Annotated in this window: 22 protein-coding genes and 1 pseudogene; 12 read left to right on the top strand and 11 right to left on the bottom strand. The window is 51.8% G+C overall.

Features of this window, described 5'->3' with window-relative positions; all coding sequences use genetic code 11:
* Positions 1–97 precede the first annotated feature (97 nt).
* The 4 genes from RAC97_RS04970 to RAC97_RS04955 all read right to left on the bottom strand — a co-directional run bounded on the left by RAC97_RS04970 (position 98) and on the right by RAC97_RS04955 (position 4,574).
* Entirely contained in the window at positions 98–682 is a 585-nt protein-coding gene (locus RAC97_RS04970) for a flavin reductase family protein (protein ID WP_375097685.1), read from the bottom strand.
* Between the two features lie 223 nt (positions 683–905).
* Positions 906–1,895, bottom strand: a complete 990-nt coding sequence (locus RAC97_RS04965) for a LysR family transcriptional regulator (protein WP_375097684.1) — start codon at positions 1,893–1,895, stop codon at positions 906–908.
* 36 nt (positions 1,896–1,931) lie between these two features.
* Entirely contained in the window at positions 1,932–3,983 is a 2,052-nt protein-coding gene (locus tag RAC97_RS04960) for an NAD(P)-binding protein (RefSeq protein WP_375097683.1), read from the bottom strand.
* Between the two features lie 72 nt (positions 3,984–4,055).
* Positions 4,056–4,574 carry a MarR family winged helix-turn-helix transcriptional regulator gene (locus tag RAC97_RS04955; protein WP_375097682.1) on the bottom strand — a complete coding sequence of 173 codons (519 nt, stop codon included), beginning with the start codon at positions 4,572–4,574 and terminating at the stop codon, positions 4,056–4,058.
* A 441-nt stretch (positions 4,575–5,015) separates the two neighbouring features.
* Here RAC97_RS04955 and RAC97_RS04950 point away from each other — a divergent pair, with 441 nt between their 5' ends.
* Complete coding sequence (locus RAC97_RS04950; protein WP_375097681.1) at positions 5,016–6,368, top strand: purine-cytosine permease family protein; 1,353 nt, start codon at positions 5,016–5,018, stop codon at positions 6,366–6,368.
* A gap of 131 nt (positions 6,369–6,499) precedes the next feature.
* Positions 6,500–7,681: a hypothetical protein gene (locus RAC97_RS04945; protein ID WP_375097680.1), complete on the top strand. Its 1,182-nt coding sequence runs from the start codon at positions 6,500–6,502 to the stop codon at positions 7,679–7,681.
* A 146-nt stretch (positions 7,682–7,827) separates the two neighbouring features.
* On the opposite strand, the gene RAC97_RS04940 is transcribed toward RAC97_RS04945, so the two are convergent.
* Together RAC97_RS04940 and RAC97_RS04935 are read right to left on the bottom strand one after the other, a co-directional pair.
* Positions 7,828–8,133, bottom strand: a complete 306-nt coding sequence (locus RAC97_RS04940; RefSeq protein ID WP_375097679.1) for a hypothetical protein — start codon at positions 8,131–8,133, stop codon at positions 7,828–7,830.
* A gap of 42 nt (positions 8,134–8,175) precedes the next feature.
* A complete protein-coding gene (locus RAC97_RS04935) occupies positions 8,176–9,066 on the bottom strand; it encodes a LysR family transcriptional regulator (RefSeq protein ID WP_375097678.1) in 891 nt (296 codons plus the stop codon).
* Between the two features lie 109 nt (positions 9,067–9,175).
* On the opposite strand from RAC97_RS04935, the gene RAC97_RS04930 reads away from it, so the two are divergent.
* On the top strand, positions 9,176–10,279 hold the full coding sequence (locus tag RAC97_RS04930) for an NADH:flavin oxidoreductase (RefSeq protein WP_375097677.1): 1,104 nt from the start codon (positions 9,176–9,178) through the stop codon (positions 10,277–10,279).
* Between the two features lie 265 nt (positions 10,280–10,544).
* Here the strand turns inward: RAC97_RS04930 and RAC97_RS04925 are convergent.
* Positions 10,545–10,974, bottom strand: a pseudogene (locus RAC97_RS04925) (transposase); the annotation flags it as partial.
* 1 nt (position 10,975) lies between these two features.
* Positions 10,976–11,971 carry a zinc-dependent alcohol dehydrogenase family protein gene (locus RAC97_RS04920; protein WP_375097676.1) on the bottom strand — a complete coding sequence of 332 codons (996 nt, stop codon included), beginning with the start codon at positions 11,969–11,971 and terminating at the stop codon, positions 10,976–10,978.
* Between the two features lie 126 nt (positions 11,972–12,097).
* On the opposite strand from RAC97_RS04920, the gene RAC97_RS04915 reads away from it, so the two are divergent.
* Positions 12,098–12,499, top strand: a complete 402-nt coding sequence (locus tag RAC97_RS04915; protein ID WP_375097675.1) for a winged helix-turn-helix transcriptional regulator — start codon at positions 12,098–12,100, stop codon at positions 12,497–12,499.
* 269 nt (positions 12,500–12,768) lie between these two features.
* Here RAC97_RS04915 and leuD read toward each other — a convergent pair whose 3' ends face one another.
* From leuD to RAC97_RS04900, 3 genes are read right to left on the bottom strand one after another with little or no spacing between them, the layout of a single operon-like run.
* Positions 12,769–13,413: a 3-isopropylmalate dehydratase small subunit gene (gene leuD / locus RAC97_RS04910; protein ID WP_375097674.1), complete on the bottom strand. Its 645-nt coding sequence runs from the start codon at positions 13,411–13,413 to the stop codon at positions 12,769–12,771.
* Complete coding sequence (leuC, locus tag RAC97_RS04905; RefSeq protein ID WP_375097673.1) at positions 13,410–14,828, bottom strand: 3-isopropylmalate dehydratase large subunit; 1,419 nt, start codon at positions 14,826–14,828, stop codon at positions 13,410–13,412. The genes leuD and leuC overlap by 4 nt, the downstream gene beginning before the upstream one ends.
* Positions 14,829–14,874: 46 nt before the next feature.
* A complete protein-coding gene (locus RAC97_RS04900) occupies positions 14,875–16,080 on the bottom strand; it encodes a CaiB/BaiF CoA transferase family protein (RefSeq protein WP_375097672.1) in 1,206 nt (401 codons plus the stop codon).
* 150 nt (positions 16,081–16,230) lie between these two features.
* Here RAC97_RS04900 and RAC97_RS04895 point away from each other — a divergent pair, with 150 nt between their 5' ends.
* From RAC97_RS04895 to RAC97_RS04860, 8 genes are all read left to right on the top strand, one after another.
* On the top strand, positions 16,231–17,154 hold the full coding sequence (locus tag RAC97_RS04895) for a LysR family transcriptional regulator (RefSeq protein WP_375097671.1): 924 nt from the start codon (positions 16,231–16,233) through the stop codon (positions 17,152–17,154).
* 77 nt (positions 17,155–17,231) lie between these two features.
* Positions 17,232–18,209, top strand: a complete 978-nt coding sequence (locus RAC97_RS04890) for a hydroxymethylglutaryl-CoA lyase (RefSeq protein WP_375097670.1) — start codon at positions 17,232–17,234, stop codon at positions 18,207–18,209.
* Positions 18,210–19,321: 1,112 nt separating this feature from the next.
* The gene (locus tag RAC97_RS04885) at positions 19,322–20,059 is read left to right on the top strand and encodes a hypothetical protein (RefSeq protein WP_375097669.1); all 738 of its coding nucleotides are present in this window, start codon (positions 19,322–19,324) and stop codon (positions 20,057–20,059) included.
* Positions 20,060–20,172: 113 nt separating this feature from the next.
* Entirely contained in the window at positions 20,173–20,388 is a 216-nt protein-coding gene (locus RAC97_RS04880) for an AlpA family transcriptional regulator (protein ID WP_375097668.1), read from the top strand.
* Between the two features lie 4 nt (positions 20,389–20,392).
* Positions 20,393–21,280, top strand: coding sequence for a ParA family protein (locus RAC97_RS04875; RefSeq protein ID WP_375097667.1), 888 nt, complete (start codon positions 20,393–20,395; stop codon positions 21,278–21,280).
* Positions 21,281–21,363: 83 nt separating this feature from the next.
* Positions 21,364–22,935 (top strand): ParB family protein, encoded by a 1,572-nt coding sequence (locus tag RAC97_RS04870; protein ID WP_375097666.1) that lies wholly within the window; start codon positions 21,364–21,366, stop codon positions 22,933–22,935.
* Between the two features lie 16 nt (positions 22,936–22,951).
* A complete protein-coding gene (locus RAC97_RS04865; protein ID WP_375097665.1) occupies positions 22,952–23,503 on the top strand; it encodes a DUF2857 domain-containing protein in 552 nt (183 codons plus the stop codon).
* The gene (locus tag RAC97_RS04860; RefSeq protein WP_375097664.1) at positions 23,497–24,693 is read left to right on the top strand and encodes an STY4528 family pathogenicity island replication protein; all 1,197 of its coding nucleotides are present in this window, start codon (positions 23,497–23,499) and stop codon (positions 24,691–24,693) included. The genes RAC97_RS04865 and RAC97_RS04860 overlap by 7 nt, the downstream gene beginning before the upstream one ends.
* The last annotated feature ends 117 nt before the right edge of the window (positions 24,694–24,810 follow it).

Below are 24,810 nucleotides of genomic sequence, written 5' to 3'. Positions count from 1 at the left end.
TTCAAGTTTTTAGAAAGACGCTAAATCAGAAAAGTTTCTCCACAAGCAGCAACACCAACCGCTAACCGATTAAAATATAGCAATACAAACCCGTGACTCACGAAATCTGCGAATAAGTGCGACCACCCTGCCAAATCAATGCTTGACTAGAGTCAACGTGATGCACGTGCAACAAACGGCCAATCATTAAGTGATGAGTCCCATAAACTATATCTTTCTCGGTAACACAGGTCATAGAAACGCATGCATCTTTCAGAATTGGCACTTCATCCCGCTCTGCCCATTCGCCGTAATTAAATCGTGCCTCACCTCTTGCTCCGCCACTGAAAACTTCCACTAGATCATCATGACCAGCAGTCAGAAAGTTTACTGAGAAGCGCCTGCTTTGCATCACCGGTGCATACATGCCAGCCTGCTGATTCACCGATATTAATAAACTCGGAGGATCCATCGACACCGCAACAACGGCAGTTGCGACCATTCCCGAGCGAACACCGTTAACCTGAGTTGCCAGGATGCACACAGTTGAAGCCTGGGCGCGCATGGCTTGCTTGAAGGCGGAAACTAGCTCTCTGGAGCTGCTTTGATTTTTTTCCGGCACCAGAGGAAACATCTTGACTGGCACACACCCAAAATGCTGATCAATACTCTGAACTTGCGAAGACACACTATTATTCTTCATTTTAATTCTCCTGCCGTATTTTTTATTAGCGCAACCCACCACCCGATGGAAAAGTGGCGCCGCACCAGGCGAAGCTCCTTATTTACAAGTATGACATTAACCAGCTTTACGTCCATTACCAATACAGCAAGGCCGTATTGCAGTTTCACGAACGCTATCGACGAGATCTGGCCGCCAAGAAAACCGGCAGTGCGAGGTAGTAACTTTAGCTATGTAGCCATACTCAACACGAATTCTTATCAAGCATGCTTTTTCGTTCACGAAACAGTAAGTTTGGACTATCAAGCAGCTGATCATTTCCTAAGAGGACCACATGCTTTATCACCATTTTCGCCGCTTCGGACAAACTATCATAATCTCTGTAGCATAATAACAATGGACGCTTAGCCCATGACTCAAGCAAAGGTCGAAAAACAATTTTCTGATTATTCTCATAAGGAGCAACTGCAAGGCGTGGAAGTATAGAAACACCCAACCCAGCTTCAACCATACGCCGAACACTTTCGAAACTGGTATTGTAAGCTCTAAATATCGGCTCCAAACCACTGCTTTTTGCGTGAGCGTCAAACAACACCTGCAGGGCGCTATCTTTCTGCAATCCGATGAAGGGAAAATTCATTATTCTCGAAAAGCACACGCCATCATCAACTGCCATTGGATGGCTAGGATGCATTACTGCCACCAATTCATCCTCGTACCAAGTCATGCAGCTTAAGTCACTAGGAGGTGTTGTACCCGATACAAATCCAAGGTCAATTTTTCCCATTTGCAAATTATGAATAATTTCTGCAGATGAGCTTTCCTCCAGCTCAACTTGCACCTGCGGAAATCTCTCGCAAAAGGCCGAGAGCCGTTCCGGCAACAGCATCGTTGCAGCCGACATGTGCGCCTGCATACGGACCGATCCCAGTGTGCCATCTCGCAATGCGTCTAGTTCTGCGGCTATGCTTTCAAACAGTGCAAAAGCGGTTCCTAATCTCGCAAACAGTACTTCACCAGCTGAAGTAGGTGTTACACCGCGATAATCTCTATTTAGAAGTGTTACTCCACTCCGACACTCAAGATCAGCAATTCTTCGGCTAACTGCGGAGAGAGCGAGGTGCTCTCTCGCAGCAGCCGCTGCCAAGCTTTTCTCCTCTATTGCGGCGGCGTAAACACGTAACGTGACAAAGTCTATACCTAGCGATTTCCACGAACGACTACGGGATGCCATGATGAATACCTCAAGCTAGTACTTTTCGATCTACAGTCAAAGGGTGCGCCCCAATTCTTCCGCCTCATACATGACCGCTGATAGAGCACGTGGCGCTAAACAGTCGCCTATACGATGTAAACTATAAATTTTTCCCTGCAACGAATGATACAGGTCATCATTCGGGACTCTAGCAATAGAGAGCACAACACTGTCTACTTCTTCTATACGACTCTTACCCCCCCAATTAGAAAGCAATTCAACAAAACAGCCATTAATTGACTGGATATTATGCTGAGGGGTCAAGATAACGCCAAGATCGATAAGGCGCGGCACAACTACTTGATATTCAAGTCGGCGCTGCACATCACCTCCAACTACATTATGAGGACTAACAATTTCAACATTAACACCGGGAGCTGTTGCTAGCATTTCTGCGAGACCAAACGGCAGGTATTCTCCAGTTTCATCAAGGATAAGAATCCTCTTCCCTAACTTTTCGGGAGCTCCCAATGCCAACCGCAATGCGGACTCGACATCGTAGACATTGGACTGCTCGCAGCCTGGAATAGATTCCCGATCCGGGCGAAATGGACTAGCTGCATAAATGTCAAAACGCGCCCCCGTGGCCAAAACCACACAGTCTGGTTTTAAAGAGGTGAGAACATCTACATCTGCATGCGTATTCAGCCTTAGATCGACATTATGGGCTTTCAGTCCGCGCCGCAAATTATCAATGGCGTTAGCCCACTCCCCCCTTTCGGGTAACTGTCGCAAAAGATCCAACCGTCCACCAAGATATCCTTGCTTCTCCAATAACGTTACTTTGTGGCCACGTCGCGCACAAATTTGAGCTAGGTGCATTCCTCCGAGACCAGCTCCTACTACTACGATGTTCTTCTGCTGGCTCGCATCTACAGCGACGAGCTTTCCTTCGCCCCATTTCCACTCTCGTCCAGCCACAGGGTTAATCAAGCAAGCTGCAGGGCGATTTTCGAATATTCGGGCGATACATTCATTAGCACCTATGCAGCGCACAATCTCATCGCTACGACCGAGAACGGTCTTCGCAATCAATCTCGGCTCTGCCATTTGGGCGCGAGTCATAGCCACCATGTCGGCCATCCCGCCTCTCAAAGCACTCTCTGCTGTTGAAAGACTTAGTATTCGACCGACTATAAATACCTTGGCACGGTTACCAACAATTGCCTTAGCACGTTGCCCAAATGGCAAAAGATAGCCTTCGGGCGTTGACATCGGCGCGACCGCTTTGTGTAGCGTATGATATCCGCCAGCACTTATATTGAAGAAGTCAAACAAGCCCGACGACGCGAGAACCTCCAGTTGTTCTTCACTTTGTTCGGGAGTAATTCCCGCCTCGCCCAGGAACTCATCAAAGGAGATTCGAACACCGAGCGTGAAATTCCCACCTACTCGACGACGCACCTCCTCACCAACCTCTAATATTAGCCGGCAACGAGACTCAACTGATCCACCGTACTTATCATTTCGTTTATTATAGGCCGGGCTGAGGAATTGCCCAAGAAAGTAACTGTGGGCTGCATGCAGCTCAACACCATCACAACCTGACGCTTGAACATTGCGTGCCGATACGCCAAAGCCTTTAATAACGTCTTCGAAGTGATGTGACTCCATCACGAGCGGTGTTTCGTTATGAGTGATAGAACGTATTCGTGAAGCAGCCCAGAGCGGATGCCACTCGTCCATGATCATAGTTCCACGATCATGAACACCTGCCCCAAACAATTGTACGAATTGACGTGCACCGTGCTCGTGAACGGCTTCTGCCAGCTTAGCGTACTGCGGAATGCATCGCTCCTCCCAAGCAGTGCACCCCTCATGGAACGAACCTTTAGCGATAGGAAAGGCACCTTGCTGTTCGCAGATGAACAGAGCGCAGCCACCACGAGCACGCTCACGGTAGTATTCCACATGCCGATCACCGAGGACATTGTCATTTCCATACAACAGTGTCTGGGCCGTCATCATGATTCGATTTTTCACCGTGGTGGAACCAATACGTAATGGCTCCCAGATTCTAACCAGCTCGGGTTGAGAAACTTCATGTATAGCAGTAGTGTTATCCATTGACGTAAGCCTCTGAACTTAGACCCTCTGCGCCCGTTTATTTGGGCGGCCTTCAGTACAGCCTTCCTTTGGCTAATCGTCCTTGAAAGACGCTAGATAGTCTTTGAGTTGCTCGCGAAGAGATACGATTTTTGGAACAGGGTACTGAATTGTACAGCGCAAACCTGCCGGGATCTCCGAGGAAAGCTCTCTCATAGCTCTGCCCTGCTGGGTCAGATTTACCTTGACGACACGTTCATCCGAGCTATCACGTTCGCGCGTTATCAGGCCCCGCCCCTCCATACGCTTGAGCATCGGGCTCAAGGTGCCTGTTTCTAAATTCAAAGCAGCTTGCAAATGCCCGACAGTGGTGGTGTTGCGCTCCCACAGCACTAGCATCACCAAATACTGCGGGTAGGTAATGTCCAAGCGCTTTAGGTAAGGGGCGTACGTACGGATGGTTTTATTTGCACTGGCATATAGCGCAAAGCAAATCTGATTTTCGAGCAGCAGGTGCTCGTAGCCCTCAGGGCTTAGGGCTTGATCTGGATTGTGAACACCGCCGGAGCAGAGATCCGGGACTGCAGTTTTTTCTTTGTTTTCATTATTCATAGCGGCTTAGCTCGCAAAGGTCGACCACCGGATCACGCCATACAGCCTAGGCGCTTTGATGACCACCCTTTTTAGGTTGTGATCAACTAAATGGAACACTACATAAAATCGATACTACGCCAGAACGGGGGTTTGTCAATTGGGCAATCCCCCGCCCGTCGCCGAAATTCCGGCAACCGACTGGAGGAGCGTCGACCTCGCTCCAAAGAAAAAACTGCGCCCCATCAGGCTGATGATGGCTCTAAAACGAGCTTTCCAGGCACCACCCCCCGCCGTGAAAGCCTTTAAGGACATCGCTTTCAGATGTTCAATCTGGTGAGCTTTCTCGTCGGTGATCAGATCGTTACCGAAACGAGAAAGGGTAGTCCCCCATCCAGCAATTCTCGGGAAAAATCAGGTTGCTAGGATCGAGTCTCCTCCTTCCAGACTTGGACTCTCGTCATGGCCACAACAATAAAAAGACCCGAAGACCCCGCTGAAATGTCGATCATCGCCGTCCCCGAAGATCAACGCATGGGAAAATTTTCACTGACAATGGCCTGGTGGGCCGTGAGCAGTGGCTTATTCTTTCTTGTGGTACCCGCAACCCTTGCGATTCGCTTCGGGACGATGAACGCGATTATTGGGCTGGTGCTATCAACTATTTCCTATGGAATTCTCAACTCGATCATTGCTCGATTCGCTATTCGAACTGGCCTGTCTGGTTCCGTCTTCTCACGTATTCTCTTTGGACGAAGCGGCTCCACCCTGGCGACGCTTATATTTTTTGTGACGGTCGTGTACTACTGCGTATTCGAAGGATCAGTGATAGCAATTGCCATCAAGCACTACTTCTCTCAGGCATCCCTGGACCAGGCCTATTTGATTGTAGTTGTCTACAGCGTAATTCTAATCATGGGCAGCATCCAGAATTGGCTCGACAAACTGAATATGCTACTAATGCCGATCTACTTAATAGGTCTAGCAGCTGTGGTATGGATTGCAATCTCCAAATTTGGCTACAACTCGGCTTGGCTGGATCTAAGCCCGGCTAACGGCCCAGTAGCAAACGGTTGGTGGGATTGTTTTACCTACTACATGGGCGTCTGGGTATTAATGTTGTTCACTTGGGACTATGCCAGATTCGGTCGCAAAGAAGATACCTCCTATCACGCGAGCTTCAATTTCGGAATCCCATTTTATCTGCTCACGTTCGTGATCAATGGAGTAGTTGGAATTTTCCTTGCAGCAACCATTGCAACGCAAGGCGAAGTTTCCGAGGTAAGCGTTGTACTCGCCATTGTCGAGCTAATGGGCTTTTGGGGCCTTCTTTTTGTATGGGTTAGCCAGACCAGAATCAACACCGCAAACTTCTTTCTAGCCGCGACGAATTTGCAGACATTCATCTCCCGCTTCAGTGTAAAATTGCCATATGTACTCTGCGCGATTATCTCCGGCATTGCGGTATACGCCCTGATGCGACTCAATGTCTTCCATTACATTTTGCAAGCACTTGCGTACCAAAGTATATTTGTGGTCGCATGGGTATCAGTTGCGCTAGCACACATCCTTTCACCAAAGTACAGCCAGCTGTTTGGTGATATTATCGAGTATCAGGAAGAACGAATCCCAGCATACAATCCAGGCGGCCTTGCCGCATGGTTCTTGGCAGCCTTTGTCGGAATGGTACTACTCAATATAGATAATCCGGCGATCGCAAGCTTCTCTGCACCAGCTAGTTTCCTCACCGCATTCCTCACATACTGGGTACTACTCAACTCCGCCAAGCGTCATTGGTTTGCGATCACAAACTGATATAAGTGTGGCTGAGCACACCTAACGCCCATAAGAACAGCCAACAACTCTAATACCAATAAAAGCCCAACGTGCCACAGCCTCTCTGTGGCCGTACGGGCAGCTACACCCATAAGAAAAGGAGTACCTCGATGTACCTGAACACTAAACGCAAACTGATCGGCCTGGCATGCCTTCCAACTTTAATGTTAATGGACTGCCCCGCCTACGCGATCGCGGTTACGGATAATTTGGACATTGGTGGTGCAGTTCGCGCCCGTGGCGACTTCGATCCAGATGAAAACATATCCGAATTCAGTTTGGATAATGTCATGCTGACCGCTACCTACACATCAGATAGCTGGATTGGTGCTGCTAAGTACCGTTTCTATGGTGGTGACTATCCATTCAGGGCTACTACGGACAAGCTCGGTGATGTGTCATTCCCAGAATACGCGTGGATCGGCTATAAGTTTGACGAAAACCGACAAGTACAGATCGGACTAAATAAAGTTCCTTTCGGTCTCCAGCAATACTTCGGGAGCATGTTTTTTGAAACATTAGGCAACGTCATTGGCCTCGAAGACGTTCAAGATCTCGGCGTAAAATATATTCAACAAGTCGGCGAATGGAACTTTCAGGGCGGCTACTACATCAGCCCAGCTGACCAAGGGAAAGGTACGAGCCGAGGCGGACGAACTTGGTCTCCAAGCGTCGCGGCTGCGGATGACTATGTCGTAGATGGGAGTAACAATAAAGAGCGGGATATTGTCGCTGCCCGCCTGGTTCGAAACTTTAAGATGGGTAACTGGCAGTCTGAGGTCGGCGGATCTATTCTGACGTCATCACTGGAAAATCGAGATACCGATAGTAAAGGCCGGCGCAATGCCGTGGCAATACACTATAAGGGCAAAAATGGCCCTTGGGGTGTACAGTTGCAAGCCGCTCGCCAAGTCATGAACCCTAAAAATCCTGGAACCGACAAGCTCGTGTCTTTCGGCGCATTGGATGGAACTTTCAATGTCGCGTCCAAAGGTGACTTGTACGTCGCAGACTTGAGCTACGACATAGCAGATAAGTTTGGCTGGCTCACAAACATCAAGGTCTACGGCAACTACAGCCTGTTTGACAAAGATGAAAGCACATTCAAGGACTCTCAGCGCTTTATTTTGGGAACTTCATTTTCTGTGGGCCGTTTTTTCGTCGCTGTGGAATGGCTCAACGGTAAAAATGATCCTTATGTAGGTGCTAGCAGCTACACTCAAAGCGCAGGTGCAGGTGGCTCAAATCAATGGGAAAACCAGTTGTACACCAACATCGGCTATTATTTCTAGTCGAGTTTTCTAACTCTAGACTCATTGACAAACTCTGATATCTTAAGAAATCTCCTTTGGCCGTTGTGCCGTCCTCCCACCTAGCGCTAAGGCTAGGTGGTTTTTTTACCTGGGAATGACTCACACGCATGGCCCTCAATGCATAGCTAATTGGTTCCTTGAGCTATACAACCACCCACATCAGCAAACCAAGAACCCGGAAAAATCTGCTCATATACATCATTCATTTCTTCGGACAGTCTTAAGGAATTCATCATTTCAGAACTCCGGTTGCTAACCTGATCAGCGATGCTGTGGGCCTGCTTTCTTTCTAGGGGCCAACCGGCGGGAAGCGCGCCGACAGCAGAGTTGAGAAAATCTATCTTTACTCCAAGCATAGGAGGCTTAGAATATCTATCGTCTCCAAGTGCTGCCAACCAAGTTTCGGCCATAAAGAACAGTTTAGTGTTCAAGAAAAACTTCTAGCGATTCTAGTGCTGTCATTCGTACTACCTTCATCTATCTCGCTCTATGGATCGCATTGTCTTCGCCAATTCCTCTAGAAAGGCATTTACCCGGTGTGGAACATGCCAACGCGAAGGAAGCACAGCAGTAACAGAAAGTTGCTCGTGGCTAACATCAGCCAGCTCGACTGCTATCAAACTTCCACTTGACAACTCAGCTTGAACATCCCAATAAGTCAGAAGTGCCAAGCCTACTCCATGTCTGCAGGCGAAACGTACTGCCTCGACGCTGTTAGCAGAAAAGCCACCCTCAGCTTTAACTGTTATGCGCTCTTGCTGCCGTACGAACGGCCAGTAGGGCATAGCATGCAACGCGATGCGCGTGTGCCTGGAAAGATCGTCGACTGTCACAGGCAATCCATGCTCGGCCAAGTAGCCGGGGCTGGCACAAAGCACCCGGGGATTAGGCGCTAAACTCCGCGCCACGAGCGCTGAGTCCTGCAAGGTGGCGATACGAATTGCAACGTCAAGGCCCAACCCTACGATATCGATGATGGTATCACCAAGAGTCAGATCTATCTCTAATCCTGGATACTTGCGAAGCAGCGCAGGGATCATTGGCATGATGACTGTCTGGCCAAATACCGTCGGCGATGTAACTCTGAGCAAACCACTGGCTATCCCGGCCCCTTTGCTCAGGGCTCGACGAGCAGCTTCCTGAGCGCTCAGCATGGCTTCTGCATATGGCAGAAATGCTTCACCTTCATGCGTTAGGGAAACTGAGCGTGTCGAGCGCTGAACCAAGCGCACTCCCACTTCTCGCTCCAACGCAGCCAATCTCCTGGATACGTTCATGGGGGAAATTCCGAGATATCTCGCTGCGCTAGAAAGATTACCTTGAGCTGCGATTGCGGTTAGCACTGCAAGATCACAAGTCTGCATACTATATCCAATTTTGTTAAAGCGACTTAACGCTTTCAGAGGTTTACGAACAATTCACATCAAACATACTATCAAGGCTAAGCAATTATGAGGATATGGAGAATTAACGATGACAGCCACCAAACAGCGATTTTTATCAGACTTCGTTATAGGAAATGTGAAACTGTCGAATCGACTCGCTGTCGCCCCGATGAGCCGAGTCAGTGCCACTGAAGAGGGAAACGCTACAGAAGCAATGGCATGCTACTACGAGCGCTTTGCCAAAGGCGGGTTCGGTCTAGTGATCAGCGAGGGCGTGTACATCGATCAAAAACACTCCACCGGCTATTACTACCAACCCGGCATGAGCGATGAAGAGCAAGCTCGCTCTTGGCGCTCTGTAACGAACCGCATCCATGCCCACGATGCGGCCGTATTTGCTCAAATCATGCATGCTGGAGCTCTCACCCACGGGAGTAGATTCGGAAAAGGCCCTATCGCACCATCGGCAATAGTCCCAAAAGGAGAAAAGCTAAAGCAGTACTACGGCGATGGCCCATTCGCGACGCCAAGGGTCATGACAGAAGAGGACATTGCTGATGCAATTACAGGATTTGCTCGATCTGCCGCTCTCTCCATAGACCTAGCTGGATTCGATGGAGTTGAAATTCATGGGGCTAACGGATACCTCCTTGACCAATTCCTTACCGATTACAGTAACACCAGAACCGACCGTTGGGGCGGGTCGCTAAAGAAGCGCATGGAGCTGATTATTGAGGTTGTCCACGCAGTGAAGGCAGTCACTGATACTGCCCCTGTTGGTTTGAGAATATCGCAAGGCAAGGTAAATGACTTTTACCACAAATGGCCCGAAGGTGAAGCCGCCGCTGAAATCATATTTGGTACTCTAGAACACCTTGAAATTGACTTCATACATGTGACAGAGCACAATGCATTGATGCCAGCATTTTTAAATAATTCTTCAAGTTTACTATCGCTTGCCAGGAAATTTGCACCTAATACTGCGATAGTAACGAATGGCGACCTCGGAACCCCTGAGAACGCCGCTCAAGCACTTGAGGAAGGTGGAGACATTATCGCAATCGGAAAAGCCGCTCTTGCCAATCCAGATCTCCCAAACAAATGGCGAGACAACATAGAGACAGGGGCTTTTGATCCATCTATCCTGCAGCCGATCGCCAACATAAAAGATCACGAAATCAACCTCCCATAACATTATCCAACAATATAAACTATAATAACCATAAATAACTCTACCCCTACTACCACTGCAAAAAATCATCATGATTAATTGCTCCTGCTAAGGAGATCTGAAGTAGCCGGGTATTTCTCCGGCTATCAAGCCACCAGAAACTTCAGAAAAACAACATACGTAGGAGATTCGGTCAATTTCTCCGTCTCTCAAACCGCTTGGCCGCTTCGATACAGCTCACCGCTACCATTTTTTGCATCCCGCGCACGCGCCACGCCCATCTGCGATATCGGCGCGTCATCCATAGGTTCGACAAGGCGAACAACGTCTCCATCTGTGCGGCGTTGGCGCGAGCCTAGTCTTAGCTTTCTCGGTTTTTGCGGATCGCTTATATAAGACGCTCCGCTTCACGTACTTTTTTGTACGTGCTGAACCGTACTGTAATTTTCCAGATGACTTTGCACCTTGAGTGCTCTTCGCGGTCGACACCGGTGTAACCGGCGCCGACACAGTCAAAGTGTTGCTAACCGTGGAGCAGTTTGGCAGCCTGTGTAACGTCGGCAACGTTGGCTGCTGCAACCACTACACTGGGCACCAGACCCGACTCATCACCGACGCCGATATGGGCTTTGACCCCGAACGAAGCAACACTGACTTCCCTTCTTCGTCTGGAGTATCTCGCGATCGTGCTTGCCTTACTTATTCTTCGTCGAGCTGTTAAGCTATATCGATAACCACTTTACCGGTCGACGCTCCAGATTCTACCAAGTCATGGGCCGCATGCGCCTCAGACAGAGAGAAGCGACGCTCGTCAACAATTGGCTTCAACTTACCGCTCTCTGCCAGACGAGTAGCTTCACGCAGAATTACACCGTGGTGCGCACGACCTTCGCCACTCAACATCGGATAAAGCACAAACACTCCTGAGAGGGTCATGCATCGGAGCGAACCTGGCGCGAGGTTGTGTTCTTGAAATGCAGCACAACTTACTATATGCCCATAATGTTGAATCGCAACAAATGCCGCATCCAACTGACCGATAGTGTCGTAAATGATGTCAAACCCTTTGCCATCAGTGTGCTCAGTCACGTACTGCTCAACGCTAGTGGTCAGATAATTAATCGCGGTGCCGCCAAAACGCTCGACGTAAGAGCGTTTTTCATGACTGACGGTGCCGTAAACTTTAGCTCCAAACGCTGTAGCAATTTGGACAGCCATGTTACCGACGCCACCTGCACCGCCTTGAACTAGGACGCGCTTACCAGCGCTGAGCTTGGCACGATCAACCAGCCCCTCCCAGGCTGTCAGGAACGTTAGCGGGATTGCAGCCGCTTCCCGCATGTTAAGGTTTTTCGGTTTCAGCGCAAGTAGCGCTGGGTCGACAGAAGCGTACTCCGCCAGTGAGCCCTGCAGGCCGCGCACCCCCCCCGTAAGACCATACACTTCGTCGCCAGGCTTAAACTCGGTAACGCCTTCACCTATGGCTTCGACTACACCAGCCATATCGGTGCCGAGAATTGCCGGGAGCTCAGGCATGGCATACGGTGCTACTCCAGTACGAATTTTGTAATCAATTGGGTTCACACCACTGGCCACAATACGAACTAGAACTTCACCTGGGCCTACTTCAGGCCGCGGTACCTGCGTGTCTTTGAACTGACTGCCTGCATAATCATCGAGAACAAGAGCGCGCATGGTTTTATTTGAAGACATGTTGATTACCTCGTTTCACGTGTGATGGATAGCGACAGAATTGTTGCTTGGTGATATCTTCACACCAAGATCATAAAGCGTCCACTAGGCACTTTTTTGAAACGTAGGCACCATAAGGTAACCACAATGGATCCAGCAAAGATACCTCCAAGTGAAAGAATCGTTGTGCAGGAGACGTGCCCACCTCGGCGCATTCATTCACTCCTCACCCCAAAATGGTCATCCATGGTCATGTACGTCCTTAGCTACGGGCCGTCCCGGACGGGACAACTGCAGCGCAGCATGCCTGGTGTCTCCAAGAAGATGCTCACACAAAGCCTGAGAGATCTCGAAAGCGAAGGCTTAATCAACCGCAAGGTTTTTGAAGTTGTGCCGCCGATGGTCGAGTACTCCCTGACCGATTTAGGCCAAAGCTTTGTTGAACCCTTACTTGCGCTCTACCGGTGGGCTGAAGACAACTCTGCGCTACTTGATAAACTTGAACAAAATCGAAAGGCTGCGGCTGTACCTCAAGAGGACGCGGACTAATTAAATAGACGTCTATTGCAAAAAATAAAGCTGCAAGCGATAAACAAGGAGAACTGTGTGCTCAGGCGTTAACTTCAGCAGCACTGGAAGATATGTTATGAACCCAGATAAGGAGCTAATAGGTATTGGCTAGGTTGGAAATAGCCATTATGAAACCTATACCTCCAATGTAAAGCGCCCGATGCGTGGTCGGGCGCTTAGATATCTATCGGATTACCCCGTACTTGGTAAAATCATAAACCCTTAACTCCACGTTATGTAAATAATATTCAACTACGAAGAAAGATCCAAGGCTCAAGCTTCTTACGTTCGTCTTCAAAAGCTTTTATTTTATCTCGACTCCCAAGCGTCACGCCTACATCGTCCAGCCCTAGCATGAGGCAGTTTTTTCTAAACGGGTCAATATCAAAGCTCATCGCATTGCCATCAGGCAAAACCACGCATTGGTTTTGTAGATCGATGCACAAGGAATATCCAGGTTTCGCCTCGACAGCCTCAAAGAGCTTATTCACATCATCGTTTTTCAATGTAATCGGAAGTAATCCATTCTTGAAACAATTTCCATAGAAAATCTCTGCGAAGCTGGGCGCAATGATGACCCTTACCCCCCAGTCTGAGAGTGCCCAAGGCGCATGCTCTCGACTTGAGCCGCAACCGAAATTCTCCCTCGCGAGCAAAATACTTGCCCCTTGATAGCGTGCCTGATTGAGAGTGAAATCATGGTTCAGTGGCCTCATGCTACAATCTTGGCCAGGCTCTCCTCGATCAAGGTATCGCCAGTCATCGAACAGATACGGACCAAAGCCAGTACGCTCAATCATTTTCAAGAACTGTTTGGGCAATATTGCATCGGTATCGATATTGGAACGATCAATTGGTACAACAAGACCAGTTTGAGTCTCGAATGCCTTCATTGGGGACTACCTGTGATATCAGTTACGTCGACAAAGTGACCGGCGATCGCTGCCGCTGCGGCCATTGCAGGGCTCACCAGATGGGTTCTCCCTCCAGCCCCCTGCCGTCCTTCAAAGTTCCGATTTGAAGTTGAGGCGCAGCGCTCACCAGGATTCAGTCGATCATCATTCATCCCCAGGCACATTGAGCACCCTGGATCACGCCATTCAAATCCAGCCTCAATGAAAATTTGATCCAACCCTTCCTCTTCTGCCTGCCTCTTCACCAAGCCAGATCCAGGAACCACCAAGGCTTGTACGATGTTGTCGGCCACTTTTCGGCCCTTGACCACCGCTGCTGCACTTCGCAAGTCCTCAATCCGAGCATTGGTGCAAGATCCGATAAAGATCTTGTCCAGTGAAATAGACCGAATGGGGGTACCTGGTACCAACCCCATGTAAGCCAACGCCCGATCAAGGCTATTGCGCTCCACGCTGTCCGAAACGGAAAAAGAATAAGGGACAACCCCATCGATGGTGACGACCATCTCAGGTGAGGTACCCCAGGTGACGTGGGGCTTGATGGTCGATGCATCAAAATTAATAGATCGGTCGAACTGCGCATCCGAGTCGCTATGCAATGTGCGCCAGTACCGCTCGGCCTCGTCCCAACGTTCGCCAACTGGCGCAAGTGGGCGACCTCTCAGGTAATTCACCGTCGTGTCATCAACGGCAATCATCGCACAGCGTGCTCCAGCTTCGATGGCAAGGTTGCACAGGGTCATGCGTGCCTCCATGCTCATCCGCTCAACTGTGCCGCCAGCAAACTCCAAGGCATACCCTGTTGCCCCAGCGGTTCCAACTGCACCGATGAATGCCAGGGCCATATCCTTAGAAGTCACGCCCGCTGGAAATTCGCCTTCAATGCAAATGCGCATGGTCTTCAGCTTTTTCACCACCAGGCACTGCGTCGCAAGTACGTGCTCAATTTCAGAGGTACCGATACCGAACGCAATAGCCGCAAATGCGCCATGAGTGGTGGTATGCGAGTCACCGCAGACAATGGTCATACCCGGTAAAGTCACACCCTGCTCCGGGCCGATCACGTGCAAGATCCCTTGACGGGGATCAAGCATGTCAAACTCTTTCAGACCATACTCGGCACAGTTGCGGTCCAGTGTTTCAACCTGCTTGAGAGCAATCAGATCAGAGATGCCTTTGTCACGATTCACCGTAGGTACGTTGTGATCCGCAGTGGCCAGAACCGACTCCGGGCGCCATGGTTTCACCTGGTTGATGCGCAAGCCGTCGAAGGCCTGTGGACTGGTCACCTCATTAATCAGGTGCAAATCGATATACAGCAGGGTATGGCCGTCCTCTGTGTCGTGCACCGCGTGCCGATTCCAGACTTTTTCAAATAGTGTGCGAGAGCTCATGATCATCTCTTGTACGGTTTAATCGAATGAAGTGATCGGGTACCGATCAGATGACACCGGCGGCCTTAAGCTGCTGTGCTTCGGCTGAGCTGACGCCAATGGACTCAAGAATCTCGGCCGTGTGCTCACCTAATTGCGGGCCTACCCACTGAGTGGAACCAGGGGTGGCAGACAGCTTTGGCACGATCCCCGGAAGATCAACAGATTGCCCATCAGGAAGCGTGTGCTTCTCTATCATTCCTCGTGAAGCAAACTGGGGGTCTGTCGCAATATCTGCTGCGGAATAGATTTTGCCGCTAGGCACATCCGCCTCATCCAGAATCTGCAGTGCGTCTTCGAGCGTGTGTCGCATCGTCCAAGCAGTAATGAGCTCGTCAAGCAACCCGTTGTGCTGGACTCGTGCAGCGTTATCAGTGAAGCGAGGATCATCTGCAAGTTCTGGATGGCCCATAGCAACCATCAACCTCTTGAAAATACCGTCCCCATTACCGGCAATGATGACGTAGCGGCCATCACTGCAAGGGTAGGTATTAGATGGGGAGATGCCTGGCAAGCTTGATCCCGTGCGCTCTCGAATGTGATCGAACATGGCATATTCGGGAATCAGACTTTCCATGATGCCGAACACCGACTCATACAGCGCCACGTCGATGTACTGGCCAACCCCGCCATTCGATTTCAAGTGATGCATGGCCATCAATGCACCGATCACAGAATACAGCGATGCCAAGCTGTCCCCGAGACTAACACCCACACGAACAGGTGGACGATCCGGGTAACCACTCACATAGCGCAGCCCTCCCATCGACTCTGCAATGGCTGCAAAGCCGGGGCGCTTGCTGTAGGGGCCGTTCTGGCCGTAACCCGACACCCGCACCATTATCAGATTCGGATTGATCGCTGAAAGCTGCTCCCAGCCCAGCCCCCAGGACTCCAGCAATCCCGGGCGGAAATTCTCAATCAAGATGTCTGCAGTGGCGACCAGCCTTTTGATGATCGCCTGACCTTCCTGAAGCTTGAGGTTAAGGGTCAGGGACTTTTTATTTCGGCTCTGGGAGTACCACCACAGCGAGGTGCCCTCATGAAGCTTTCTCCATTTGCGCAAGGGGTCTCCGCCAGATGGCGATTCGATCTTGATCACCTCTGCGCCAAACTGAGCCAAGAGCGCGCCAGCGTATGGGCCCGCAATCAAGGTTCCCATTTCGATGACACGCACACCTTTTAGTGGGCCTGGCTGCTCTGAATGAGTCACGGTTGCCTCCTTATTCGATTTATTCGCATACACGTATGCAACGAGAGTCAGCTTGCTCCCTCACACCCCGGTTGAGAATTTCTGAATAAAGAAGGCAGCCATCGCCAAACCAGATACCACCCCCCGAGCATCACAATCAGGTTCTCCGATATGCGCTTCGATCTAGAGTCACTAAAGGTTTTCATTGCAGTCGTAGAGGAAGGCAGCTTGGCCAAGGCCTCCCTGCGGCAACACCTTGTGGCCTCCGCCGTCAGCAAACGAATGAGTGACCTGGAAAGTGATGTCGGCACGCCCCTGCTTTATCGCCATTGCCGTGGCGTTTCAGCGACGCCGGCAGGAGAGGCTCTCTACCATCACGCGAAAAAATTGGTTGAGCACTTAAGAACCATCGCGGGCGAGCTTGATGAGTACTCTCAAGGCATACGCGGCCACGCCCGCATCCATGTGAACCTGTCGGCGATGGTGCAGTACCTTCCCAAAGACCTTGAGTCGTTCCTGCAAAGTAACGGACAGATCAAGATTGATCTGATGGAGCAAACCAGCGACCAGGTCGTGCGGGCAGTTGCGATTGGCTCCACAGATATAGGCATTTGCTCGGAAACGATCCAGATTGGGGAGCTGTCCAGCCATCGCTATAAAACGGACGCCTTGGTCGTCATCGTTCCGCAGCAGCATGAGCTTGCCCACCTAAGTAAGGTCTCGTTTTCCGAAACGCTTGAATTCGATTACATCGGACTCCAACCAGGATCTTCCATCCATAAGCTTTGCAAAGAAGCAGCAGATGCTTGCGGGCATGAATTCAAAGTTAGGATCCAAGCCAGCAGCTTCGAGGGCGTCCGCAACATGGTCTCCGCGGGATTGGGTATCGGTGTGCTGCCTTTGGCAAGTGTTGAGCCCTACAGATCCAGCTCGCTCTTAACAACACTGGAGCTAGACGAACCCTGGTCAGTCCGTCACTTACAGATCATCGTTCGCGATCTCGACTCCCTCCCTGCACCCTCCCGGCTGCTTTTCGAACACCTAACGGCAGCCGCCACCTCCGACGGCGCGCCATCGGCATCGGCGATGGCTTGAATGATGAAGAATCACTTGTCTCAACCCTCGGCACGCTCGAGACTGCGGCGAAAGGTCTTAATATGAGGACTCGAAGAATGTTTGAAGAGAATCCAAACCAACGAATTTGGATCAACGAGGTTGCTCCACGAGACGGTTTTCAAATTGAGTCTCAGATCATCCCAACAGCGCTCAAAGTCGATCTGATCAACCGCCTGAGCAAAACTGGTGTATCTAAAATCGAGGTCACCTCCTTTGTCTCTCCAAAAGCAATTCCAGCTCTAGCCGATGCTGACGAAGTGATGGCAGCGATCAATCGCCCAACAGGTGTGGGGATGGTTGCGCTTGTCCCCAACGCTCGAGGAGCAGAGCGAGCTCTCGCCTGCAACGTAGACGAAATGAATCTCGTCATGTCCGTCAGCGAGACACACAACCTCGCGAATTTGCGCATGACGCATCAGCAATCGTTTGAACAGTTGAATCAAGTCAGCTCGGCAGCTAAAGGCTCTAAAACGGAGCTCAACCTGTCGTTGTCATGCGCATTCGGCTGCCCAATGGAAGGTACCCAATCGGCAGATGATGTAATGCATTGGGTCGAGATGGCTTTAGGAATAGGCATCACCAGTATCACCCTTTGCGACACGACTGGTATGGCATGGCCCACGCAGGTTCATTCACTGTGTAAAAGGTTCATTCAGACTTTCCCCGAAGTACCATTGACGGCCCACTTTCACAACACACGTTCCATGGGTTTAACCAACGTCCTGGCAGCAATTTCAGCTGGAGTGAGAGTTTTCGATGCATCGCTTGGTGGTTTAGGCGGCTGCCCTTACGCACCAGGCGCATCAGGGAACGTATGTACTGAAGACATGGTGCATATGCTGGAACTGATGGGATACAACACGGGCGTTGATTTGCGTGACCTTATCCAGTGCGCAGCCCTTCTCCCAGGTCTCGTTGGTCATGATGTACCGGGACAAGTCCTGAAAGCTGGTCACGCCTTGGATCTGCATCCAATTCCTGCATACGTCAAAACCGCCAGGGAGCACGCTTTAGGTCGTTCTACGAGTTCTTAGTAGTGAACCATAAGGTCTACTACTGGCACTTTACTGTGAGTTGATGAAAGCGGACTGTAATGTCATCTGACAATGAGTTGAGTGACATTGCAGCTTTGCCGAACGCCTAAGACGCTTAAGACGCTTAAAATCCGCGAACTACAAAAATGCAATTCGCTAGGCTTACCGCCTGCAAAGAAAGCAAAAGACACTGTTCTGACTTGGGCACACCATACATCTTCTTTAACTATCACGTAAACATGGATACGACTCACCCGAATTAAGAACACCACCACAGTTAACAAAAACTTAAACACCCCGCACCTTAATAGGCGCAATTCAAATTAAATTTAAAATCCGGAATAGCACAATGAACTGCCTAGTATGCGTAGGAGCAGCATCTCGCATAGCATGTGAGGGACCTTGGGAAGAGCGAGACTGCCCCGTTTGCGGACATTATCGGGTTGAAGACGATCTGGTCCTTTCCCTCATGGATCAGGGGCAGATATTTGATGTAGAAAAAACCCGTACCTGGATTATTAGACAACGCAAAAATCAACCAATTCCTTGCATAGGTGCTAATGACGCTCTGCTTCTAAAATAATCCTCCCTGAGAAAATTGCGAAAGATTATTACGATCACCTAAACACCTCTACACTTGAGAACACTCCACTACAACATTCACATCAAAAACTTAGGAATATTATCCGCACACCAAACTCACAACCAAGAAAAAACAATTATAATCCAGACTACCATTTAACCATCCCAATCAAAATACCACACCAAGCCAGCCTATCCCTAAGAAAGCCAACAAAAAACCTTAAGCCCACCTCAGCACACTTCGCACAAAATCCATCACACCAGACATTTACTATGATTAAAAATCAATGAAGCTTTGAGTAGAATTCATCGTGCCAAAATAAAAATTATCTCTGCCCTCCCCCCCGAATCGTCCAAAATAGAAAGTCGCATTAGACAGCCGCCTAAGATCAGTAAAGGCAGAACTATCAGAAGGAATAACTGTCATCATAAGTGGATCATTTTTCTTACGGTAAATGGCTCGCTCGAGAGAGGCCAAGCAACGCCCTCGACAGCGATTCTGGGACGAACGCAGTAGGAGACTGTGTGCCATGATCTCGGTCAGAAGCTCTTACCACCCGATTGATGCCGCGATTCTGTGGTGTGACCTTGCCGATCACGAAAATGAGATTTTACGCGTCGATCTCTCTCGCCCCGGAAACCTGCTCAAGCATTTCCCGCAATGGCCATTTCTCCACATCTACGTCGAGTGCCTCTATGACGCCATCGTCAGCGGTGAGTTACAGGCGACCTGTCTGGGGCGTCCAGTCACTGCAGACAACCAGACTCACCGGGAGTGTTGGTCCATTCGACGTGTTGATCTGCTGGCGTGGTTCGCACGTAACTACCCGGCTGAAAAGCCCGCATTCTTATTTTCACAGCGCCTCGATCATTCCGAATGCGTCAGTCTGAATGCCTACCTGGCACAACAAGCAGAGCTTGACACGGCGCAGCGAGCCATCAACGACATGCGACAGAAACTTGCCGTAGCTCTTGAGGATATCGCTACAGTCGCTGCCCTCAACAAAGAGTTAGCCGGAAAGCTCGAGGCCAGCGGCATACCCTCAGCGGCATCCGAAGGCATGCATAAGGTGATAGTTGGCGCAGTGCTGGAGGTCACGTTGGGCAAATCGAACAACGGCCGAGTTCAGTCAATCTACAAATCCCAAGCCGCTCTGGTTGAAGAAATCACTCGGCGGTTTGCTGGCATACCCGGCCTAAGCAAAAGCACCCTTGATCGGAGGTTTGCCGAAGCGCGCAGACATTTGGCCCAAGCCGCACGGAGTTAAGACCGCATTGTCAGGCAATCGCCGTTATTGCCTGACAATGTTTTTTCAGCAGTATGAACCTTCACTGTTTGTCACATCCCACAGCGCGCCAAAGGGTGCTACGGAGTGACATGATGGAACTAACCAGCCCTCCCCCTCTGCCGACCACCCGCCACATCATGCGTCGCGATGAAGTGGAGCAGATAACCGGCTTCAAGCGCTCGCACATCTACAACCTCATGAAGGCCGGACTATTCCCGCAATGCCGACGCATCGGTACACGAGCGGTGGGTTGGGACTCGCTGGAAATCGAGCAGTGGGTTCAGGATCGCCTATCGGTTCGGGAGTAGATCCATGAAAGTCCTTTCGCTGATCTCGACCAAGGGTGGTGCCGGCAAAACCACAGTCGCCGCCAACCTCGGTGGCTTACTCGCCGACGCGGGGTTGAAGGTGCTGTTGTTGGACTTGGACAGTCAACCGACCTTGTCCAGCTACTACGCCCTGGGTGAGGCCCGTGACGCCGGCAGCTACGAACTGATCTCGCAGCGGCTCACAGTTCCTGAGCAGATCATTTCCATCACCAGTATCCCGCGGCTTGAACTGATCGTGTCCAATGACCGTGCCGGACATCTAGGGACCTTGCTCCTGCACGCGCCCGATGGCCGACTTCGTCTGCGCAACCTACTACCAGCGTTTGCCGATCATTTCGATGTGCTCATCGTCGACACTCAAGGCGCACGTAGCGTGGTTGTGGAGATGGCCATTCTCGCCTCCGATTGCGCCCTTTGCCCTCTGCCACCGGAAATGCTTGCGGCACGGGAACTACGACGCGGGACGCTCGGGCTGTTCGAGGAGCTGGAGCCCTATCGCTACCTCGGCATGGACTTGCCTCCAGTCAAGCTGTTGCTCAACCAGGTGAAGGCCAACCGCCGCGACACCTGTCTGATCATGCAGAGTCTGCGCAGCACCTTTGCCACCGACCCGCATGTCAGCGTGTGCAATACGGTAATTCCCGATCGTGTCGCTTACCTCAACGCTGCTTCATTGGGATTACCAGTACATCGGGTCGAGCCAAAGGCTGCTCCAAGATCTCGCAGCCGCTGTGCGGCCGATGTCATGCGGGCCTTGGCACATGAACTGTTTCCTGAGTGGGATCAGCAATTGGCCTTTACCAGGCGCCCCACACATTTATCCACCAACAGCATTGCCTTAGTGGAATGCGTCACCAGCCGACCAGCCTAGCGTGCCCCTCGCTGCCCCATCCACGCAGTGAATCGGGAAAGCCTGAGTCGGGCCGTCTGCACTGACTGATCAGGGGCAAGTTCATGAAACCACCCTCCTCCGAAGAGATCACACGAAAGCTCCAGCACGGGCACTTTCCACAGCGGGCAACACAAGTATCGCCCGCCGACCCCGACTGTGACATGCCGATGGTTGTGACCCTTGAGCAATTGCGTCCCTATGAACATAACCCCCGTTTCATCCGCAACCCGCTGTATCAGGAACTGAAGGAGTCAATCCGCGATCGTGGCCTTGACCAGCCCCCATCCATCACACGCCGACCCGGCGAGCTGATGTTCATCATCCGCAACGGTGGCAACACCCGCCTCAGCATCCTCGGGGAGTTGTGGCAGGAAACTCACGAAGATCGCTTCTTCCGCATCCACTGCTTGTTTCGCCCATGGCAGTCAGAACGCCACACGTTGCTGGGGCACTTGGCAGAAAGCGACCTGCACGGCCAACTCACCTTCATTGAGCGCGCCATGGCTGTGGCCAAATTCCGGGATATGTTGCTGGAAGACGGCGATAGCCTGAGTCAGCGTGAACTGGCGGCGCAATTATCGGCCGGCGGCTACCCCATCTCGCAGTCTCATATCAGCCGGATGCTGGATACCTTGGACCACCTGCTGCCTGCGATTCCGCAAACCTTGTATGCCGGGCTGGGCAAACCTTCCATAGAGCGAATCATCAGTCTACGGCGGCGCGCCGAATCGGTATGGAACCGTTACACCGCAGCCGGACTGGAGTTCATCCCTCTGTGGCAGGAGGTACTGTGTACCTTCGACTGCGCAAACGCAGAGCTGGACACCGCTGAGCTGCAAGACGAGTTGCTCGCGCACATGGCGAAAGCCCTCAACCAATCACCCCGTCTGCTGGCGTTAGAGCTGGTCCAGGATACAGGTCAGCAACCACGTCTGTTGCCTACGCCGACAGTATCCCCTTCGCTCCCGCGGAAACCGATCCAAGAAACTGACACGATTCCCAATAGAGATGCTGTTGCACTCTCAGGGCTTGACTCGTCGGAACAGGTAGACCCTGAGCAAGCCGCTAATACCGTGCCAGATCAGACAGGCCTTACGCATACCCCCACTGCCTCGCTTCAGGAGGAGCGTCGACCAACTGCACCACCGCTCTCTCAGCCTGCCAAACTCCGAAATGCCGGAAGTCTTCTCTTGCCGGCTTCACTGGAAACCGTGTGGCCGCTACCACCTGAGATGGAAGACCCGGCACAACTGCGCCAGGCCTGCGCGGACCTTGCCAGCGAGCTCGCCAGCTATGCCAGTGCGCGACACATGGTGTGCGCCACGGAAGAAGGCCTGGGTTTCACATTGGCACCCGACTCAGCAGCACCTTCGACACCCCATCGCACCGGAATTCAATTGCTCTTGGGCGCACTTCTGCGCGTGCAGGATGACGTAGCCTGGGAACAACGCCAACAGCTTCCGGCAGCGTTGTTCGGCCAACTGTTGCTAGGTGTCTACGACCTTCCATTGATTGAGCGCCCAGCGCTCGCAATCGGCATCGAGCGACTTCCAGACCCTCAATTGGCGCAGCTGTTTTTACTTATCCGCCTTTCTCGACGCCTTATCGAACTCACTCTGTCGTCTACCCGCTGACACCCGGAGGTACCACATGAGCTCGTCGTTCAATTTACTGAACCACGCCATGTTGAACCAGGTCCTGCATGAGCTGCGCCATGGCCGCCTGCAACGGTGCAAGGCCTTGGGTCTTGGTGACGAGGACATCGAAGTACTGCAGTCGCTGCCGCCCACGACCTTGTCGCATCTTGCGCACTCTACAATCGCCTGGGTCGAGATTAAGGTCGACACCACTGTCCTGCGTCGTCTGATCGCTCAGGCCGAACGCGACGAACTGAACGAGCGACTGATCAACCGCGCACTCAAGTTAGGGGCGAGTTCAAACATTATGTACCGCTGCTTCGGCCTCGACCATTCGGAAACAGCGCTACGCCGGCGAGTCCTGAAAATTGAGACCCACCGCGGTCGCCCCGTGCAACTCAGCGAGGCACAGGAGCATGCGGTATGGAACCGCTGGCGTCAGTTGCGGGCTGGGGATCCGGACAGTGAACCGCTGGACGCGATGATGATGCTCGCCGAAGAACAGCACATCAGCCTGACTCTGATCTGGCAACAGATCGAGTTGTACGGAGGTCTTCCATGCTGAACTTCTACACCGTGGACTGGGCAGATGTGGTTCGCCAGAGCTTTGTCACCCTCAAGCGCTGTCTGGAACAGGCCGAGCAAGCCAAGGCCGCTCGTGCGCTGGCAGAGGGACCAGGCTTTGTGTACCACGGCAGCACCGATCCTTTACCCTTGGGATTGCTACAAGATCGCCGGCTCACACCCGTGGAGCGCAACCTCTGGCTGGTGCTGCGCTGGCTGATTACCGAGCGGCAAATGCGGACTCCACGCTATCAGGATCTGCAACCGTACCTGGCGACCAGCCCGTGTGGCGCACAGGCTTCACGCGAGACAATCGCCCGCGCGCTGAACGTTCTGCGTGCCACCCGCTGGCTCAGTCTAAGTGAACGGCATCGTGACGAACACGGTTGCCTGCGCGGTTGTGTTTACGTGCTGTACGATGCGCCGCTGACGCCAAGGCAAGCCATCGACCTGGATGCGGGTTATCTTCCCCTGATCAGCCAGAGCCTGTCTCATGCCACCAAAGGCGTGCGCGATCTCGCCCAGCACATTGTCCAGGAACTACGCGCGGACCCGCTAGTGGCTGATGACGAGACCTCGACCATAATCGTTTCACCTACCACGCCGCACGCTCAACAGGCCTTGCCGCTGCATACCACCAGCATCGTCGAGCACTCCGAACTTGGGAAGACGCAGAGCGTTCGGTTTACCGTACCGCCCTCGAGCAATTCCGAACCTGGCGTGATTACCCCGCAATCTGCTGCCGTTCGGAATCCAGTGCAGGGCGGTACCGTACATAAACAGAGCAAAAAAAGTACAGTACCGAACGTCTCCGCCAGTGGCCGCACTGATTGGCCTGAGAGTCTGCAGTTGAGCCCGACTGAACAACGTCGGGCCGTCCTGGCACTGCGCCAACTCGAACCCGAACAGCAACAAGCGGTAATCAATGAAGCGGCCGTTCGCTGTAGCCGCGGCGAAATCCGCAATCCGATTGCCTATCTACTGGGGCTGATCAAACGAGCCTGCCAGGGTGAGTTCACACTGTGGGCCGCTCGCAGTGATGCACCACCGTCATCGCGTAAGCGCATACGCGCGCGGGAGCCGGCTGATAGTCGCTCACGGGAATCCGGAAGCCGGGTGGCCTCGCCGCTGGCCAAAGCATATCTGGAGCAGCTCAAGCTTCGCTGCGGTGTCGTCAATGGGACGACCTAACAGTTGGCTGAGTATCCAAGTCTTCAACTCCGAGTGGTATTCACTGGAATTGATCACAGTGGCATCAACGCCAATACCATCAAAGGTGCGCGCAATGCGAGCTCATCTCCTTCACAT

The organism is Pseudomonas sp. LS_2 (assembly GCF_042709235.1).
GTDB lineage: Bacteria > Pseudomonadota > Gammaproteobacteria > Pseudomonadales > Pseudomonadaceae > Aquipseudomonas.
The sequence above is the reverse complement of the archived record's forward strand: the minus strand, read 5'-3'. Positions and strand labels throughout refer to the sequence as shown.